Raw genomic sequence first — 15932 nt, 5'->3', positions numbered from 1 at the left:
TGTTGCTGCTGTCGTTGAACCGACGGCAGCAGCCACACAAAGAACCGTTTCCCCCAATTGAATCGCACGCCGGCCCAGCCGGATTGGACTGAACAGTCATGTACCAATACGACGCTTACGATCACCGCCTCGTCGCCGACCGCGTCGCGCAATTCCGCGACCAGGTGCGCCGCCGCATTTCGGGCGAACTGACGGAAGAAGAGTTTCTGCCGCTGCGTCTGCAGAATGGTCTGTACTACCAGCGCCACGCCTACATGCTGCGCGTGGCGATTCCGTATGGCCACCTGCGCGCTAAGCAACTGCGCATGCTCAGCCACATCGCCGCCGAGCATGATCGCGGCTACGGCCACTTCAGCACGCGCCAGAACATCCAGTACAACTGGATCGAGCTGGAGCAGGTGCCCGACATCCTCGCCAAGCTGGCCTCGGTCGAGATGCACGCCATCCAGACCTCGGGCAACTGCATTCGCAACATCACGACCGACCAGTTTGCCGGCATCGCGCCGGATGAGTTCGTCGATCCGCGTCCGCTGGCGGAAATCCTTCGCCAATGGTCGACGTTCATTCCTGAATTCGCCTTCCTGCCGCGCAAGTTCAAGATTGCCGTGTCGGCCTCGCGTGAAGACCGCGCCGTGACGCAAATGCACGACATCGGCGTCTATGCCTATGAGAAGGACGGCCAGACGCTGCTGCGCATCCTGGCCGGCGGCGGCATGGGCCGCACCCCGATCCTGGGCGCGATCATCAAGGAAGACCTGCCGTGGCAGCACATGCTGTCGTACATCGAGGCCGCCGTGCGCGTGTACAACCGCTACGGCCGCCGCGACAACAAGTACAAGGCGCGCATCAAGATTCTCGTGAAGGCCATCGGCGCGGAAGAATTCGCCCGCCAAGTGGAAGAAGAGTGGCAGCACATCAAGGACGGCCCGTCGACCATCCCGCAGGCCGAGTTCGACCGCGTGGCGCAATTCTTTGCGCCGCCCGCCTACGAAAAGCTGGCCGACACCGACGCCGCCTATGAAAAGGCACTCCTGGAGAACAAGGCGTTCGCCCGCTGGGTGAGCCGCAACGTGCATCCGCACCGCGTGCCGGGCTACGCCGCGGTCACGCTGTCGCTCAAGCCGGGCGTGGCGCTGCCCCCGGGTGATGCGACGGCCGAGCAAATGGCGCTGGTGGCGGATTGGTCCGAGCGCTTCGGCTTTGGCGAACTGCGTGTCGCGCACGAGCAGAACCTGATCCTGCCGGACGTGAAGAAGCACGACCTGTTCGCGCTGTGGCAACTCGCCAAGGAACACGGCATGGCCACCGCCAACATCGGTCTGCTGACCGACATCATTGCGTGCCCGGGCGGCGATTTCTGCTCGCTGGCCAACGCCAAGTCGATCCCCATCGCGCAGGCGATCCAGGCGCGTTTCGACGATCTCGATTACGTGCACGACCTCGGCGAGCTGTCGCTCAACATCTCGGGTTGCATCAACTCGTGCGGCCACCACCACGTCGGCAACATCGGCATCCTCGGTGTCGATAAGCACGACGAAGAGTGGTACCAGGTGTCGCTGGGCGGCGCCCAGGGCAACGATTCGGCGATCGGCAAGATCATCGGGCCGTCGTTCAAGGCCGAGGAGATGCCTGACGTGATCGAACGCATCATCGACACCTTTGTCGCCAACCGCAGGGAAGACGAGCTGTTCATCGACACCTACCACCGCATCGGCATGGCCCCGTTCAAGGAACGCGTCTACGCCCGTGCAGAAGCCTGAATGCCGAGGGAAACGAACATGAGCAAGATCATCAAGCTGCAAAACGGTGCCCCGAAAATCGTGGCTGACGAATGGACCGTGCTGCGCGCGCCGGAAGGCGGCGAGTTGACGCAAGCCGATGTGGACGCCGCCGCGCACGCCATCGTGCCGCTGGCCTATTGGCAAGCCCATCGTGACGCACTGCTCGGCCGCGCGCGCGCCGGCACGCTGGCCGTCTGGTTGGCTCCGGACGATGAGCCGTTCGCGCTGGAGGCAGACCTGCCGAACCTGTCCCTGGTGGCGGTGGATTTCCCGGTCTTCCGCGATGGCCGCGGCTACAGCACCGCCTTCCTGCTGCGCCAGCGCCTGGGCTTCACGCGCGAGCTGCGCGCCATCGGCGACGTGCTGCGCGACCAACTCGACTTCATGCGCCGTTGCGGTTTCGACGCCTATGCCGTGCGCGCAGACAAGAACATCGATGATGCACTGAATGGCTTCGGCGAGATCAGCGTGCGCTACCAAGGTGCCGTCGACGAGCCGCGTCCGTTGTTCCGCCGCGAGCGTGCCGTTCAGGAGGCCGCGTGAGCGACGTGCAAGACGTGAGCGTGTCCGAAGTGCCGGTGTCCGCAATCGGTCGCCCGGTGCTCTGGACGCGTCCGGCCTACACCGGCACGGCTGAAGCCCTGGCCGCGAAGGAAGCTGCGCTGCTTGAGCGCCTGGCAGAGATCGCCGCCAAGCACGGCGTGGCGAAGTTCGCCACCAGCCTGGCTGCCGAAGACATGGTCGTGACCGATGCGATCCTGCGCAGTCCCGAGGCCGTGCGCGCGCACCTGCCGATCTTCACGTTGCAGACGGGCCGTCTGCACGCCGAAACGCTGGAGATGCTCGATCGCGTCCGGGCGCATTACGGTTATGCCATCGAGCAGTACGCGCCGGACGCCCGCGCGGTGGAAGCCTACGTGCGCGACCACGGCCTCAACGCTTTTTACGACAGCATCGAGCTGCGCAAGGCGTGCTGCAACATCCGCAAGGTGGTGCCGCTGAACCGCGCGCTCAAAGACGCCGACGCGTGGCTCACGGGCCAGCGCCGCGAACAGGCCGTCACGCGTGCTGATCTGCCGTTTGCCGAAGATGACGAGGCCCGCGGCATCGCCAAATACAACCCGCTGTTCGACTGGTCCGAGGCGGAAGTCTGGGCGTACCTCGAGCAGCACAACGTGCCGACCAATGCGCTGCACGACAAGGGCTATCCCAGCATCGGCTGTGAGCCCTGCACGCGCGCAGTGCGCGCCGGCGAGGATGTGCGCGCGGCCGGTGGTGGTGGGAATCGCGCGACAGCAAGGAATGCGGTCTGCATGCGGCAAATGCGGTGACAAATTCGGCGACGAGCCCGTCGCAAAAGAATTGAGCGAAAGCGAAGGAAGAATCATGGGAGTGATGAGCGAGATCCCCGGCACGGCCTTGACGCCCGTGCAGAACGAACACCTCGACTGGCTGGAAGCCGAGTCGATCTACATCATCCGCGAGGTGGTGGCCGAGTGCCGCAACCCGGCGCTGCTGTTTTCCGGCGGCAAGGATTCGATCGTGATGCTGCATCTGGCGCTCAAGGCCTTCCGCCTGGGCGATCGCAAGATCGAGCTGCCGTTCCCGCTGGTGCATATCGACACGGGCCACAACTACCCGGAAGTGATCACCTTCCGCGACGAGCAGGTTGCGAAGCTGGGCGCGCGTCTGGTGGTCGGCCATGTCGAAGATTCCATCAAGCGCGGCACCGTGCGCCTGCGCAAGGAAACGGATTCTCGCAACGCCGCACAGGCCGTCACCCTGCTGGAAACGATCGAAGCGAACGGTTTCGATGCCCTGATGGGCGGCGCCCGTCGCGATGAAGAAAAGGCCCGTGCGAAGGAACGCATCTTTTCGTTCCGCGACGAATTCGGTCAGTGGGATCCGAAGGCGCAGCGCCCGGAACTCTGGAGCCTGTACAACGCCCGCATGGCGCAGGGCGAGCAGATGCGCGTGTTCCCGATTTCCAACTGGACGGAACTCGACGTGTGGCAGTACATCGCCCGCGAGAACCTCGCCCTGCCGCCGATCTACTACGCGCATCAGCGTGAAGTCGTGCGCAAGAACGGCCTGCTGGTGCCGGTTACGCCGATCACACCCAAGGCCGACGGCGACGTGAGCGAAGTGCTGTCGGTGCGCTTCCGCACCGTGGGTGACATCAGCTGCACCTGCCCCGTGGCGAGCACCGCCGCCACGCCGGCCGAGATCATCGCCGAGACGGCCGTGACCGAGATCACCGAGCGTGGCGCCACGCGCATGGACGACCAGACGAGCGAAGCCTCGATGGAAAAGCGCAAGAAGGAAGGGTATTTCTGATCATGACAAATCAAGCATCGCACCAAGGCCTGCTGCGCTTCATCACCGCCGGTTCCGTTGACGACGGCAAGAGCACGCTGATCGGTCGCCTGCTGTACGACAGCAAGGCCGTGCTGACCGACCAGCTGCAAGCGCTGGCCAACGCCAAGAACAAGCGTACTGCCGGCGAGCAGATCGATTTTTCGCTGCTGACCGACGGCCTTGAAGCCGAGCGCGAGCAGGGCATCACGATCGACGTGGCGTACCGTTATTTCTCGACCGCGCGCCGCAAATTCATCATTGCCGACACGCCGGGCCACGAGCAGTACACGCGTAACATGGTGACGGGCGCCTCGACCGCGCACGCCGCCATCATCCTGATTGATGCGACGCGCGTGACGTCCGTCGACGGCAAGACCGAGCTGCTGGCCCAGACCAAGCGCCATTCGGCCATCGTGAAGCTGCTCGAACTGCAGCACGTGATCGTGGCCATCAACAAGATGGACCTGGTCGACTACAGCGAAGCGCGCTTCAACGAAATCCGCACCGCCTACGATGCGCTGGCCGCACAACTCGGCCTACGCGACGTGCGCTACGTGCCGGTCTCGGCCCTGCGCGGCGACAACATCGTGCATCCGTCCGAAGCCATGCCGTGGTATCAGGGCGAGCCGCTGCTGGCGCTGCTCGAAGACCTGAAGGTGGAAGAGACCGCGCCCGTGGGCGACGATGCGCTGCGCTTCCCGGTGCAGCTGGTGGCGCGCCAGGACGGCTCGCAGGCGGACGACTTCCGCGGCTACATGGGCCGCGTCGAAGCCGGCACCGTGCGCGTGGGCCAGGCCGTGCGCGTGCTGCCCGCGAACCGCGAAACGACCGTGGCCGAAGTGCTGACGCCCAATGGCGCAGCCGCTTCTGCCGGCCCCGGCGAGACCATCACCGTGCGCCTGGCCGACGACGTGGACATCTCGCGCGGCGACACCATCGTCGCAGCCCCGACGACTGCCGCCAACGCTGCCAAGAAGCTGCACGCGGACCTGTGCTGGTTCGACGAACACGAACTGAACCCGGCCCGCAAGTACGTGCTGAAGCACACGACGTCCACCGTGTTCGCACGCGTGTCGGACGTGGAGCGCGTGCTCGATGTGCATACGCTGTCGCACGAAACTGGCCGCAAGCAGATCGCGCTCAACGATATCGGCACGGTCAACATCAGCCTGCAAAAGCCGATCGTCTGCGATACGTACGGCGACAACCCGGCCACCGGCGCGTTCATCCTGGTGGACGAAGCCACGCACCATACGGTGGCGGCTGGCATGATCCGTGCATTTTCCTGATGTGAAAGGGGCGCGTAAGTTGCGCCCCGCAGGAAAAAGCAAAGGAACCTAGGCAATGGAAGCGAAGACCCCCAAAACGCTTGGCCACGTGAGCCTGATTGGTGCGGGCCCTGGCGCCGCAGACCTCATCACGGTGCGCGGTGCACGGTTGTTGGGCGAAGCCGAGGTTGTGCTGCACGACGCACTGGTCTCGCCGGAGGTCCTCCAGTACTGCCCGCAGGCCGTGCTGATTGCGGTCGGCAAGCGCTGCGGCAAGCGCTCGACCGCGCAGCGCTTCATCAACCGCCAACTCGTCGATCTGGCCACCAAGTACCAGCGTGTCGTGCGCCTCAAGGGCGGCGATCCGATGCTGTTTGGCCGGGCTGATGAGGAATTGCAGGCGCTCGAACAGGCCGGTATCGGCTACGAAGTCGTGCCGGGCATTACCGCCGCGCTGGCAGCTGCGTCCGCTATCCGGCAGCCGTTGACCAAGCGCGGCGTCGCTCGCAGCGTCGCGTTTGTTACGCAGGCCAAGGCGACCGATCCGGATACGCCGCAACCCGAAAGCGTCGTGCCGGAACCCGCGGCGCAGGCCGATTCGCTGGTCTACTACATGGGCCGTGATCAAGCCGCCTCCATCGCTGCGGACCTGATCGCCCGTGGCCGCGCGCCGTCAACGCCCGCCTGGGTGGTCGAGGCCGCAACCACACCGGAGCAGCGCTCGGCCTGTTTCACGCTGCGGCAAATGGCCGATGGCGCCGCCGCGCAGTGGATCAACCCCGAACACCCGAGCCTGCTGATGATCGGCGACGCGTTTGCCGCGCGGGCTACGGCATCCGCGCCGGAAGTCCTCGTCAGCGAGCCGCACATCCTGGCCGCCTGAGCGACGCTCAGAACGCTAGCGCCACCTTCCCGAACACCGTTCCGGCGTCCATCGCCCGGAACGCTTCCCGCGCTTCCTGCCACGGCCGTACCTGATCGACGATCGGGCGCAAGCCGTGCACCGCCAGCGCCCGGTTCATCGCCTCGAACGACGCGCGCGATCCGACCGACGCCGGCCGGATCACCGCCTTGCGCGCGAAAATCTCCAGCGGATTCACGCCACCCTCGCGCCCGGCCAGATAGCCGACCAAGTGGATCTGCCCGCCAACCCGCAACGCTTTCAGCGAGCGCTGCAGTGTGCCCCCGCCACCCACTTCGATGACGTGATCGACGCCGCGGCCGTCCGTGCGCGCGAGCACCGGTTCGTGCCATTCGGGCGTCACGCGGTAGTTGATCGTGTCCGATGCGGGCACACCCAGCCGGCGGACGCGCTCCAGCTTGGCGTCGCTGCTCGACAGCACGATGGGCCGCGCGCCGGCCATCAATGCGAACTGCACCGCGAACATCGCTACACCGCCCGTGCCTTGCACGAGCACGGTCTCGCCGGGTTGCAGGCTGCCCGCTTCGATCAGGCAATGCCACGCGGTCAGGCCTGCGCAGGGCAGGGTGGCGGCTTCGGTGTCGCTCAGGTGCGGCGGCACGACCACCGCGCCGCCCGCGTCCAGGCGGATGGTGTCGGCCAGCCAGCCGTCGATCGGGCCGCCGAGCATGCGCCGCGTGTCGGCATTGCGAAAGTCGCCGCCGTCCCAGCGTTGCCAGAAGGTGCCTGCGACACGGTCGCCAAGGCGCACCCGCGTTACGTTGTCGCCGACCGCCACGACTTCGCCCACGCCGTCGGACAACGGGATCAGCGGCAGCGGAAAGCGCGTGAAGAACGTGCCAGAAACGATCTCCAGATCGCGGTAGTTCAATGAGGCGGCTCGCGTGTGCACGATGATCTCGTCGGGACCCGGCGTGGGGTCGTCGCGCTCGATGGCGCGCAGGGCGTCAATGCCGTAATCGTCGGTTAGTGCCAGAGCTTTCATGGGTTCCTCGTTGTCGGTGGAAGCGGACTGTGTGCAGGGCGCGTCTGGCGATACTGTCGCGCCTGGCTTAAGATGAATCCAATTCAATTTGGTCAGAAAAAACATAACGATTGGGAATATCGCCATGCTCGAGGAGATGCGCACTTTTGTGTTGTTGGCGCAGACCGGCTCGATCGCCCGCGTGGCCGAGCGCCTGCCGCTGACGCAACCGGCCGTGACCAAGCAGATTCAGCGGCTGGAGCGCGCGCTGGATACGGTGCTGTTCGACCGTCGCGTTAAGCCGTTCCGACTCACAGCTGAGGGCGAAGCGGTGCTCGCGCGGTGCCGCACCATCGTTGGCGAGTTCGAAGCCCTGCGCGGCAGCGTGCGCGCAACGGGTGAGCCGGAGGGCGTGCTGCGCGTCGGCGTGAGCCACGCGGTGGGCGATGCGCGGTTTGCGCGCGTGCTGGCTGGTCTGCGCGAGCGTTATCCGGCCGTGTCGTTCCGGTTGAGTTGCGAGTGGGGCGGCGTGCTGCGAGAGCGTCTCAACCGCGCAGAGCTGGACGCCGCGCTGTGGCTGGCGCCGTCCGGCGCGCGCGGTTACCACGCCGATGCCGGCATCCGCGTGATCGGCACCGAGCCGGTCCGCTTGATCGCCGCGCCCTCGCGCAAGCTGCCGGCCACGCTGTCGATGGCGCAAGTGACCGACGAGGCCTGGGTGCTGAACCCGGCCGGCTGCGAGATGCGGGCTTGGCTGCTGGGCCGCTACGAGGCCGATCGATTGACGCCGAACGTGGCTGCCGAGGTGCAATCGGTGCCGCTGCAGCACGCGCTGGTGGCCGAGGGTTTCGGGCTCGGTTTCGCGCCGGTGAGGCTGATCGAGCCGCAGATTGCCGAGGGCACGCTGTCAATGCACAGGCTTGCCTCGGCGCCCTCCGTCTGGGATGTTTGCGTGCAGCGCGCACCCTCGCTGGGGCGCCTGGCACGTGTGGTGGATGCGCTTGAAGCCGCGCTGTCCACCGAGGCGGCAGCGGCGCGTTAATCATCTAAGCCATCTCTGGACGCCCGCGAATGCCGCACGTCATCATCGAATACACCGCCAATGTCGAAGCCGATGCGCGCATTCCTGAGCTGATGCGCGTGCTCAACGAAGTGCTGATCGGCCATGCGGATGTGTTTCCCGTTGGCGGCATCCGCACGCGTGCGCTGCGCCTCGATCAGTACCGCATGGCCGACGGCGCCGAAGATGACGCCTTCATCCACGTGACCTTCCGCATCAAGGCAGGCCGGCAAAAAGCCGTGACGGGGCCGATCTGTGCAGCCATGTTCGCCGCCATGCGCGCACATCTGGCCGACGTATTTGCGCGCCGCTATCTCGGGTTGACACTGGAGTTGGTGGAGTTTGACCCGCATGGCTTTCACGTCGAGAACAACGTGCATGCGCGTTTTGCGCGCGTCGCGGAACCGCGGTAGGACGTCTGGCTTAGCCGAGTTGCCGCACGCAGTAACCCGCGATGGCGTCGAGCACGGCGTCGTCTTCGCCAACGGCGTCGACGCAGCGGATGGAGAGTGCGGGGTGGGCCTGCGCGCATTGCGCGACCAGCGCCGGCACGTCGCGCCGCAGGTGTCCGCCCTGGCCGAAGAACACCGGCACGATGGTGATGCTCTGTGTGCCGCTTGCGGCCAGGTCGTCGATAGTGCTCGGCAGATCGGGCGCCATCAGTTCAAGAAAGGCGAGGCGCGTGTCGACGTCGGGTTGCTGTGCAGCCAAACGCGCTTGCAGGCGATCGAATGGTTCGCGCCAGCGGGCATCGCGAGCGCCGTGTGCGAACAGGACAAGCGCGCGCTCGGCCATCAGTGGCGCTCCACCCAGCGCAGGCTGACCAGCGCCAGTGCCAGATACAGCGCGCCCGGCACGATGGCCGTGAAGATGGCCGGCCAAGTGTTCAGCAGGCCGACGTGCGAGAAGAGGTTGTTGACGAGCTGGAACGACAACCCGAGCATGATGCCGCCGAATACCTTCAGGCCAACCGCCCCCGCACGTGCATGCAGGTACGCAAAAGGCAGCGCCAGCGCCATCATCACCAGCACGGTGAACGGGTAGACCACCTTCTTCCACAGCGCGATCTCGTAGCGCTGCGTGTCCTGCTTGTTGTCGCGCAGGTGGCGGATGTACTGGAAGAGGTCCAGCGTGGCCATGCGGTCAGGCGTCACCATCAGCACCGACAGGATCTGCGGCGTCAGCTCGGATCGCATCTCCTGCTGCGGCAGCTTGGTTTGCTCGCCGCGGAAGTCGGGCGCCAACGCATCGGGAGCGCCGGGCACGGCCTGCACCGTGTCCTGCGGGGCGACGGTGCCCGGCTTGCGCGGGAATTCAATGAAGCGCGTCTCCGTCACGCCATTCAGTTGCCAGTTCTGGTGGCCTTGATAGCGCGCCTGCTCCGCTACGCGAATCGAACTCAGGCGGTAGTCCGAATCGAATTCATAGATGCGCAGCCCCTTGATGGACTGGTCGGGTTGCAGCGACCCGACATTGACGAAGCGGGTGACTTCGCCGCCCGTGCCGTCCGGCTTGGCGGGGCCGCGATCCTTCACCCAGACGCCCGAGCGGAACCCGGCCGACACCGTCGCCCCCAGCGCTTCCAGTCGCACCTTCTGTGCGTACTCTTCGGCCTTCGGGCCGATGAATTCACCAAAGATGTACGTCACCAGTGCCAGCGGCAGTGCAATCTTGAACAACGACAGCAGCGCGCGGCGTGTATCGAGCCCCGCCACGCGAAAGATCGTAAATTCCGACTGGCTCGCCATCTGCGAAAACACATAGATGGCGCTGATGAGCGCCGCCACCGGAATCACTTCATACACGCGTGTCGGCGCCTGCAGCATCACGTGGAAGAAGGCAACGAGCGTGGTGTAGCGTCCGACCACCGAGCCCAGCTCGCCCAGCATGTCGAAGAAGATGAACAGCGCCAGCACCGCAAACAGGATGAAGACGAATACGCCGTAGATCTGGCGCGCGAAGTATTTCTCGTAGACCGGCATCTTCATCACGCACCCGCCTTCTTGGGTGCGAAGCCGAGCAGGGCGGAAATCCCCTTCAGGCCGGCCGCGCTGTAATGCCGGAAGCGGAACAGCAGCACCGCGCAGATGAAGGCGACCAGGTGGATCGGCCACCAGGCCATGAACACATTCATCTTGCCCTGCGAGACCCACGCCTGCGACAGGTTCAGCAGGTTCGAATACGTCAGGTAGATCAGCACCGCGAAGATCATTGGCGTGTAGCGGCCCAGGCGCGGGTTGACGTAGGCCAGCGGAATGGCGATCAGCACGAAGTTCAGCGCCAGCAGCGGCAGGCCGATCCGCCAGACCAGTTCGCCGAGGTTCTCGGGCGTCGGGTTGGCCAGCAGATCCTTCGTGGAGCGGCTCTTGGTCGGCAGGTTGGCGTCAGCCTGCGGCGGCTTGTTGGCCACCTTCACGCCGTATTTGTCGAATTCGACGATGCGGTAGTCGAGCTTGCCGGGGGTGCCTTCATAGCGGCGGCCCTTGTCGAGCACCACAAAGCGGTCGCCGTTGGGCATCGTCTTGAATTCGCCCGTCTTGGCCATCGCCACGCCGATCTTGTCCTGCTCCGCATTGGCGACGAACAGGTTGCGGGCGTGCTTCATGCCGTTATCGACGCCCTCGATGAACAGCACGTAGTTGCCGTGCGCGGGCTCGATGAAGCGGCCGGCGGAGATCATCGACAGCACGTCGCGCTGCTCGAAGCGGTCTCGGAACAGCGCGCTCTGCTGGTTGGCCCACGGCCAGCCGAACAGCGCCAGCAACGCCACCAGCACGATGAACGGCAGCGAGAAGCGCAGCACCGGGCGGATGAAATCCGTCAGGCTGATGCCCGAGGTGAACCACACCACCATCTCGGAATCCTTGTACCAGCGCGTCAGCACCAGCAACACCGAGATGAAGAGCGTGGCGCACAGCAGAATCGCCAGGTAGCCCAGCGTTGCGAGGCCGATGAGGAGCAGGACGTCATTCGGGTTGGCCTCGCCGTTGGCGGCCATGCCGAGAATGCGGATCACCAGGGTGGTCAGCATGAACGTCAGCAGCACGAGGAAGACGGCGCCGGCAGTAAAGGACAGCTCGCGTCGCAGGGCTTGTTCGAAAATCATGCGGATGCGGGAAGGGAGGACGAGGTCTAGGCCAGGTTGGGACGATGCGTGCCCATCTAGGTTCCATCGGAGCCCCCGCGCAAAATGGCGGATAATGTGGGCTTTCGTTGACTCGCCTCATAGAGAGAAGCGCGATGGAATTTAGCACAAAAGCCCTGGACTGGGCCAAAGCCGGCGCCCTGGCCGCCAAGAGCGATTGCCTCGTGATCGGTCTGTTCGAGTCGCAGACCCTTGCCGGCGCCGCAAAGGCGCTGGACGTGGCCACCAAGGGCCTGGTTGCCCGTCTCGTCAAGCTGGGCGACTTTGAGGGCAAGCGCGGTACGTCGCTGCTGCTGCACGAAGTGGCCGGCGTGGGCGCCGCGCGCGTGCTGCTGGTCGGTCTGGGCAAGGAAGCCGACTTCACCGACCGCGCCTACGCCGAAGCCGTGCGCACAGCGCTGCGCGCGCTGGCCAGCACCAAGGCCGCCAGCGTGACGTGGACGCTCACCGAGCACACCGCGCGCGACAAGGACACCGCCTGGGCCGTGCTGACCGCCGTCACGCTCATCCGCGAAGCCAGCTACCGCTTCATCGAGCGCCATCCGGAACTCAAGAGCAAGCGCGACAAGAACGGCACCAGTCTGCGCAAGCTGGTGCTGGCCGTGCCGACTGCCGATGCCAAGGCCGCCAGCGTGGCCGCAGCGCGCGGCACCGCCATCGCCAACGGCATGGACCTCACGCGTGACCTGGGCAACCTGCCGTCCAACATCTGCACGCCGACGTACCTGGCCAATACCGCACGCCAGATCGCCAAGGATTTCAAGCTCAAGGTGGAAGTGCTCGGCCGCAAGCAGATCGAGGCCCTGAAGATGGGGGCTTTCCTGGCCGTGACGAAGGGCAGCGTGGAGCCGCCGGCATTTATCGTGCTGCGCTACGACGGTGGCCCGGCCAAGCAGGCGCCGGTGGTGCTGGTCGGCAAGGGCATCACGTTTGATACGGGCGGCATCTCGCTCAAGCCGGGTGAGGGCATGGACGAGATGAAGTACGACATGTGCGGCGCTGCCTCCGTGCTCGGCACGCTGCGTGCTGTGGCCGAAATGGGCCTCAAGCAGAACGTCATCGCCGTGGTGCCGACCTGCGAGAACATGCCCAGCGGCGTCGCCACCAAGCCGGGCGATGTGGTGACCAGCATGTCGGGCCAAACCATCGAGATCCTGAATACCGATGCCGAAGGCCGCCTGATCCTGTGCGATGCGCTCACCTACGTGGAGCGCTTCAAGCCGGCCGTGGTGATCGACGTGGCAACGCTCACGGGCGCCTGCATCATCGCGCTGGGCCACATCAACACCGGCATGTACGCCCGCAGCGATGCGCTGGCCGATGCCCTGGTGGCGGCGGGCAAGCAGTCGCTCGACACCGCGTGGCGCATGCCGCTGGACGAGGAATACCAGGAACAGCTCAAGTCCAATTTTGCCGACATGGGCAATATCGGCGGCCGCCCGGCCGGCAGCGTGACGGCCGCCTGCTTCCTGGCGCGCTTTACTGAAAAGTACGACTGGGCCCACCTCGACATCGCAGGCACGGCGTGGAAGAGCGGCGCGGCCAAGGGCGCCACGGGCCGCCCGGTACCGCTGCTGACGCGCTTCCTGATGGACCGCGGTTGACGAGCCGGAGGCACTGCACCGTATGACCCGCGTCGATTTCCACAGCAATGTGCCCGTCAAGCTGGCGTATGCCTGCCGGCTCGTGCGCAAGGCCTACGGCGCAGGCCAGAAGGTGATCGTGGTCGGGGATCAGGCTGCGCTGCAAGCGTTCGACACGCAGTTGTGGACGTTCAGCCAGCTCGATTTCCTGCCGCATTGCGGCCTGCGGCATCCGCTGGCCGCGCAGACGCCCATCCTGCTGGCCGATGCAACTGAGCCGCTGGACGACGCACCGCATCACGACATCCTCGTCAACCTGTCGTTCGATCCGCCGCCGCTGTTCGCGCGCTTCGAGCGGCTGATCGAGATCGTGGGCGATGACGATGCCGATCGCGCCGCTGCGCGCGATCGCTTCCGTTTCTACCGCGATCGCGGTTACCCGATCCAACACCACGACGTGGGGCGCGCATGACCGACGGACGCTATCCCGGGTCCCAGGCGGACAACAACATTCCAGTTCTGACGGAGATTGTCGAGCTGGAGGATGCCGCGCCCACGGCAGCGCCCGCCGCGACGCCGCCCGCGCCCGTTGCGGCTCCCGGCGTAGATGTGCCGCCCGCCCTGCGCGAGCAGGGCCTTGCGCCGACTTCGGCCATGCCGCCCGCCGGCACCGACGCGGCCCGCGTGATGGGCGACGTGATGTGGCGTTTCCAATCCGAATGGCCAGCGCTCATCGAAGCGCAGTGCCGTGCCGCCATGGAGTCGCGCCTGTCGTTGCTGAGTGAGCAGCTCGCAGCGGAATTGACCCGCACGCTGGAGGCCCGCCTGATGGATTGGCTGGGCGCCGCGCTGGACGATGCGCTCGCCGCGCAGCAGAAGCCACCGCATCGCTGATCGCACAAAGAAAAACCCGCCGTCTGGCGGGTTTTTTGTGGGTGTCGCCAACAACTCAGTCCGTTACCGCGCCCTTGCTAGCCGTTGCTGCCAGTTTCGCGAACTTCGCCAGCACGCCACGCGTGTAGCGCGGTGCGGGTTGCTTCCACACGGCGCGGCGCCGGGCAAGCTCATCGTCGGGCACATTCAACTGCAGCAGGCGCTGGTGCGCATCGATGGTGATCGAATCACCGTCGTGCACGAGGCCAATCGTGCCGCCCACGTACGCTTCCGGTGCGACGTGCCCGACCACCATGCCCCACGTGCCGCCCGAGAAGCGCCCGTCGGTGATAAAGCCGACCGACTCGCCCAGGCCCTTGCCGATGATGGCCGACGTCGGGGCCAGCATCTCGGGCATGCCCGGACCGCCCTTCGGCCCGAGATAGCGCAGTACGAGAATGTCACCGGCCTTGATCTGGTCGCCCAGGATTGCGCTCATGGCGCTTTGCTCGTCGTCGAACACGCGCGCCGGGCCGGTGATGACCGGGTTCTTCAGGCCGGTGATCTTCGCCACGGCGCCTTCCTCGGCAAGATTGCCTTTCAGGATGGCGAGGTGGCCTTCCTTGTAGAGCGCCTTGTCGATCGGCAGGATCACGTTTTGATCGGCACGCGGCTGGTCGGGCACGTTGGCGAGTTCTTCCGCCAGCGTCTTGCCGGTGATGGTGATGCAATCGCCGTGCAGCAGGCCGGCGTTGAGCAGGATCTTCATGACCTGCGGGATGCCGCCGGCGGCGTGCAGATCGGTCGCCACGTACTGGCCCGACGGCTTGAGGTTGCAGATGACCGGCACGCGCTGGCGCACGCGCTCAAAGTCATCGATGGTCCATTCCACTTCGGCCGCGTGGGCGATGGCCAGGTAATGCAGCACGGCGTTGGTCGAGCCGCCGGTCGCCATGATGACGGCCACGGCGTTTTCGATGGACTTGCGCGTGATGATGTCGCGCGGCTTCAGATCGCGGCGCACGGCTTCGACCAGCACGCGGGCGGATTCGGCGGCGCTGTCGACCTTCTCCTGATCGGGATTGGCCATCGTCGACGAATACAGCAACGACATGCCCAGCGCTTCAAACGACGAACTCATGGTGTTGGCCGTGTACATGCCGCCGCACGAACCGCTCGACGGGCAGGCGTTTTTCTCGATGCCCTCGAAGTCCTCCTCGCTCATGCGCCCGGCGGTGAATTCGCCCACGGCCTCGAACGACGACACGATGGTCAGGTCCTTGCCCTTCCAGTGCCCCGGCTTGATGGTGCCGCCGTACACGTAGATGCCCGGCACATTCGTGCGCGCCAGGGCGATCATGCCGCCGGGCATGTTCTTGTCGCAGCCGCCGATGACGACGACGCCATCCATCCATTGGCCGTTGACGCAGGTCTCGATGCAGTCGGCAATCACTTCGCGCGAGATCAGCGAAAACTTCATGCCCTCCGTGCCCATCGACATGCCGTCGGAAATGGTGGGCGTGCCGAAAGTCTGCGGATTCGCGCGGGCGTCCTTCACGGCAGCCACCGCGGCATCGGCCAGCTTTTGCAGGCCGGAGTTGCACGGCGTGATGGTCGAATGGCCGTTGGCCACGCCGATCATCGGATTGTTGAAGTCGTCTTTCGTGTAGCCCAGCGCGTAGTGCATCGAGCGGTTGGGCGAGCGCGCCACGCCCTGTGTGATGTGCTGGGAACGCTTGTTGTCTGGCATGGGGGTCTCCGTGGGATCGGCACTATCGTTGTAGTCAACTGCCTGGCGCCCAGCATGCGCTTGGAGAAATGGCGCGTCAAATATATTATTGAGCGATTATTGAGTCGTAAAAAGTATCAATTGCCGATATGGATCTGCGCCAGCTTCGCTACTTCGTGACCGTTGCCGAAGAACTGCATTTCGGGCGCGCCGCCGAGCGGCTTTCGATGACGCAGCCGCCGCTGTCGC

The 15932-nt window shown here is 65.3% G+C and carries 16 protein-coding genes and 1 pseudogene; 12 read left to right on the top strand and 5 right to left on the bottom strand.

The window, feature by feature from the left end; all coding sequences use genetic code 11:
* Positions 1-98: 98 nt before the first annotated feature.
* The 6 genes and pseudogenes from FUT88_RS00085 (at position 99) to cobA (ending at position 6290) form a co-directional block, all read left to right on the top strand.
* Entirely contained in the window at positions 99-1760 is a 1662-nt protein-coding gene (locus FUT88_RS00085; protein WP_147213307.1) for a nitrite/sulfite reductase, read from the top strand.
* 18 nt (positions 1761-1778) lie between these two features.
* Positions 1779-2324, top strand: coding sequence for a DUF934 domain-containing protein (locus tag FUT88_RS00080; RefSeq protein WP_147213306.1), 546 nt, complete (start codon positions 1779-1781; stop codon positions 2322-2324).
* Positions 2321-3147, top strand: a pseudogene (locus FUT88_RS00075) (phosphoadenylyl-sulfate reductase). Before FUT88_RS00080 ends, FUT88_RS00075 begins: the two are co-directional and overlap by 4 nt.
* A 20-nt stretch (positions 3148-3167) precedes the next feature.
* Positions 3168-4118 carry a sulfate adenylyltransferase subunit CysD gene (gene cysD, locus FUT88_RS00070; protein WP_147213305.1) on the top strand — a complete coding sequence of 317 codons (951 nt, stop codon included), beginning with the start codon at positions 3168-3170 and terminating at the stop codon, positions 4116-4118.
* 2 nt (positions 4119-4120) lie between these two features.
* Entirely contained in the window at positions 4121-5428 is a 1308-nt protein-coding gene (locus tag FUT88_RS00065; RefSeq protein WP_147213304.1) for a sulfate adenylyltransferase subunit 1, read from the top strand.
* 55 nt (positions 5429-5483) lie between these two features.
* The gene (gene cobA, locus FUT88_RS00060; protein ID WP_147213303.1) at positions 5484-6290 is read left to right on the top strand and encodes a uroporphyrinogen-III C-methyltransferase; all 807 of its coding nucleotides are present in this window, start codon (positions 5484-5486) and stop codon (positions 6288-6290) included.
* Between the two features lie 7 nt (positions 6291-6297).
* Here cobA and FUT88_RS00055 read toward each other — a convergent pair whose 3' ends face one another.
* The gene (locus tag FUT88_RS00055; RefSeq protein ID WP_147213302.1) at positions 6298-7314 is read right to left on the bottom strand and encodes a zinc-dependent alcohol dehydrogenase family protein; all 1017 of its coding nucleotides are present in this window, start codon (positions 7312-7314) and stop codon (positions 6298-6300) included.
* A gap of 124 nt (positions 7315-7438) precedes the next feature.
* On the opposite strand from FUT88_RS00055, the gene FUT88_RS00050 reads away from it, so the two are divergent.
* Together FUT88_RS00050 and FUT88_RS00045 are read left to right on the top strand one after the other, a co-directional pair.
* Positions 7439-8335, top strand: a complete 897-nt coding sequence (locus FUT88_RS00050) for a LysR family transcriptional regulator (protein ID WP_147213301.1) — start codon at positions 7439-7441, stop codon at positions 8333-8335.
* Between the two features lie 29 nt (positions 8336-8364).
* Positions 8365-8766: a 5-carboxymethyl-2-hydroxymuconate Delta-isomerase gene (locus FUT88_RS00045; RefSeq protein ID WP_147213300.1), complete on the top strand. Its 402-nt coding sequence runs from the start codon at positions 8365-8367 to the stop codon at positions 8764-8766.
* A gap of 10 nt (positions 8767-8776) precedes the next feature.
* Here the strand turns inward: FUT88_RS00045 and FUT88_RS00040 are convergent, their stop codons facing one another.
* Genes FUT88_RS00040 through lptF form a run of 3 tightly spaced genes read right to left on the bottom strand, consistent with a single transcriptional unit; the run spans position 8777 to position 11459 of the window.
* Positions 8777-9148: a sirohydrochlorin chelatase gene (locus FUT88_RS00040; protein WP_147213299.1), complete on the bottom strand. Its 372-nt coding sequence runs from the start codon at positions 9146-9148 to the stop codon at positions 8777-8779.
* Positions 9148-10341: an LPS export ABC transporter permease LptG gene (gene lptG / locus FUT88_RS00035; protein WP_147213298.1), complete on the bottom strand. Its 1194-nt coding sequence runs from the start codon at positions 10339-10341 to the stop codon at positions 9148-9150. The genes FUT88_RS00040 and lptG overlap by 1 nt, the downstream gene beginning before the upstream one ends.
* Complete coding sequence (lptF, locus tag FUT88_RS00030; RefSeq protein ID WP_147213297.1) at positions 10341-11459, bottom strand: LPS export ABC transporter permease LptF; 1119 nt, start codon at positions 11457-11459, stop codon at positions 10341-10343. Before lptF ends, lptG begins: the two co-directional genes overlap by 1 nt.
* 134 nt (positions 11460-11593) lie before the next feature.
* On the opposite strand from lptF, the gene FUT88_RS00025 reads away from it, so the two are divergent.
* From FUT88_RS00025 to FUT88_RS00015, 3 genes are read left to right on the top strand one after another with little or no spacing between them, the layout of a single operon-like run.
* Positions 11594-13102 (top strand): leucyl aminopeptidase, encoded by a 1509-nt coding sequence (locus FUT88_RS00025; RefSeq protein ID WP_147213296.1) that lies wholly within the window; start codon positions 11594-11596, stop codon positions 13100-13102.
* A 22-nt stretch (positions 13103-13124) separates the two neighbouring features.
* Positions 13125-13553, top strand: a complete 429-nt coding sequence (locus FUT88_RS00020; RefSeq protein WP_147213295.1) for a DNA polymerase III subunit chi — start codon at positions 13125-13127, stop codon at positions 13551-13553.
* Positions 13550-13975 carry a DUF2486 family protein gene (locus FUT88_RS00015; protein ID WP_147213294.1) on the top strand — a complete coding sequence of 142 codons (426 nt, stop codon included), beginning with the start codon at positions 13550-13552 and terminating at the stop codon, positions 13973-13975. Before FUT88_RS00020 ends, FUT88_RS00015 begins: the two co-directional genes overlap by 4 nt.
* 55 nt (positions 13976-14030) lie before the next feature.
* Here FUT88_RS00015 and ilvD read toward each other — a convergent pair whose 3' ends face one another.
* A complete protein-coding gene (gene ilvD, locus FUT88_RS00010; protein WP_147213293.1) occupies positions 14031-15704 on the bottom strand; it encodes a dihydroxy-acid dehydratase in 1674 nt (557 codons plus the stop codon).
* Between the two features lie 128 nt (positions 15705-15832).
* On the opposite strand from ilvD, the gene FUT88_RS00005 reads away from it, so the two are divergent.
* Positions 15833-15932: LysR family transcriptional regulator (locus tag FUT88_RS00005; protein ID WP_147213292.1), on the top strand; the 100-nt coding region annotated here is incomplete at its 3' end.

Origin of the sequence: Ralstonia sp. TCR112, assembly GCF_007997035.1 — a bacterium.
In the GTDB taxonomy this organism is placed as follows: Bacteria; Pseudomonadota; Gammaproteobacteria; order Burkholderiales; family Burkholderiaceae; genus Ralstonia; species Ralstonia edaphi.
This window is presented reverse-complemented; position numbering and strand designations above follow the sequence as displayed.

Coding starts and splice junctions, on each gene's coding strand:
- FUT88_RS00085 (WP_147213307.1), top strand. CDS start 99: ATGTACCAATACGACGCTTACGATCACCGCCTCGTCGCCGACCGCGTC.
- FUT88_RS00080 (WP_147213306.1), top strand. CDS start 1,779: ATGAGCAAGATCATCAAGCTGCAAAACGGTGCCCCGAAAATCGTGGCT.
- cysD (WP_147213305.1), top strand. CDS start 3,168: ATGGGAGTGATGAGCGAGATCCCCGGCACGGCCTTGACGCCCGTGCAG.
- FUT88_RS00065 (WP_147213304.1), top strand. CDS start 4,121: ATGACAAATCAAGCATCGCACCAAGGCCTGCTGCGCTTCATCACCGCC.
- cobA (WP_147213303.1), top strand. CDS start 5,484: ATGGAAGCGAAGACCCCCAAAACGCTTGGCCACGTGAGCCTGATTGGT.
- FUT88_RS00055 (WP_147213302.1), bottom strand. CDS start 7,314: ATGAAAGCTCTGGCACTAACCGACGATTACGGCATTGACGCCCTGCGC.
- FUT88_RS00050 (WP_147213301.1), top strand. CDS start 7,439: ATGCTCGAGGAGATGCGCACTTTTGTGTTGTTGGCGCAGACCGGCTCG.
- FUT88_RS00045 (WP_147213300.1), top strand. CDS start 8,365: ATGCCGCACGTCATCATCGAATACACCGCCAATGTCGAAGCCGATGCG.
- FUT88_RS00040 (WP_147213299.1), bottom strand. CDS start 9,148: ATGGCCGAGCGCGCGCTTGTCCTGTTCGCACACGGCGCTCGCGATGCC.
- lptG (WP_147213298.1), bottom strand. CDS start 10,341: ATGAAGATGCCGGTCTACGAGAAATACTTCGCGCGCCAGATCTACGGC.
- lptF (WP_147213297.1), bottom strand. CDS start 11,459: ATGATTTTCGAACAAGCCCTGCGACGCGAGCTGTCCTTTACTGCCGGC.
- FUT88_RS00025 (WP_147213296.1), top strand. CDS start 11,594: ATGGAATTTAGCACAAAAGCCCTGGACTGGGCCAAAGCCGGCGCCCTG.
- FUT88_RS00020 (WP_147213295.1), top strand. CDS start 13,125: ATGACCCGCGTCGATTTCCACAGCAATGTGCCCGTCAAGCTGGCGTAT.
- FUT88_RS00015 (WP_147213294.1), top strand. CDS start 13,550: ATGACCGACGGACGCTATCCCGGGTCCCAGGCGGACAACAACATTCCA.
- ilvD (WP_147213293.1), bottom strand. CDS start 15,704: ATGCCAGACAACAAGCGTTCCCAGCACATCACACAGGGCGTGGCGCGC.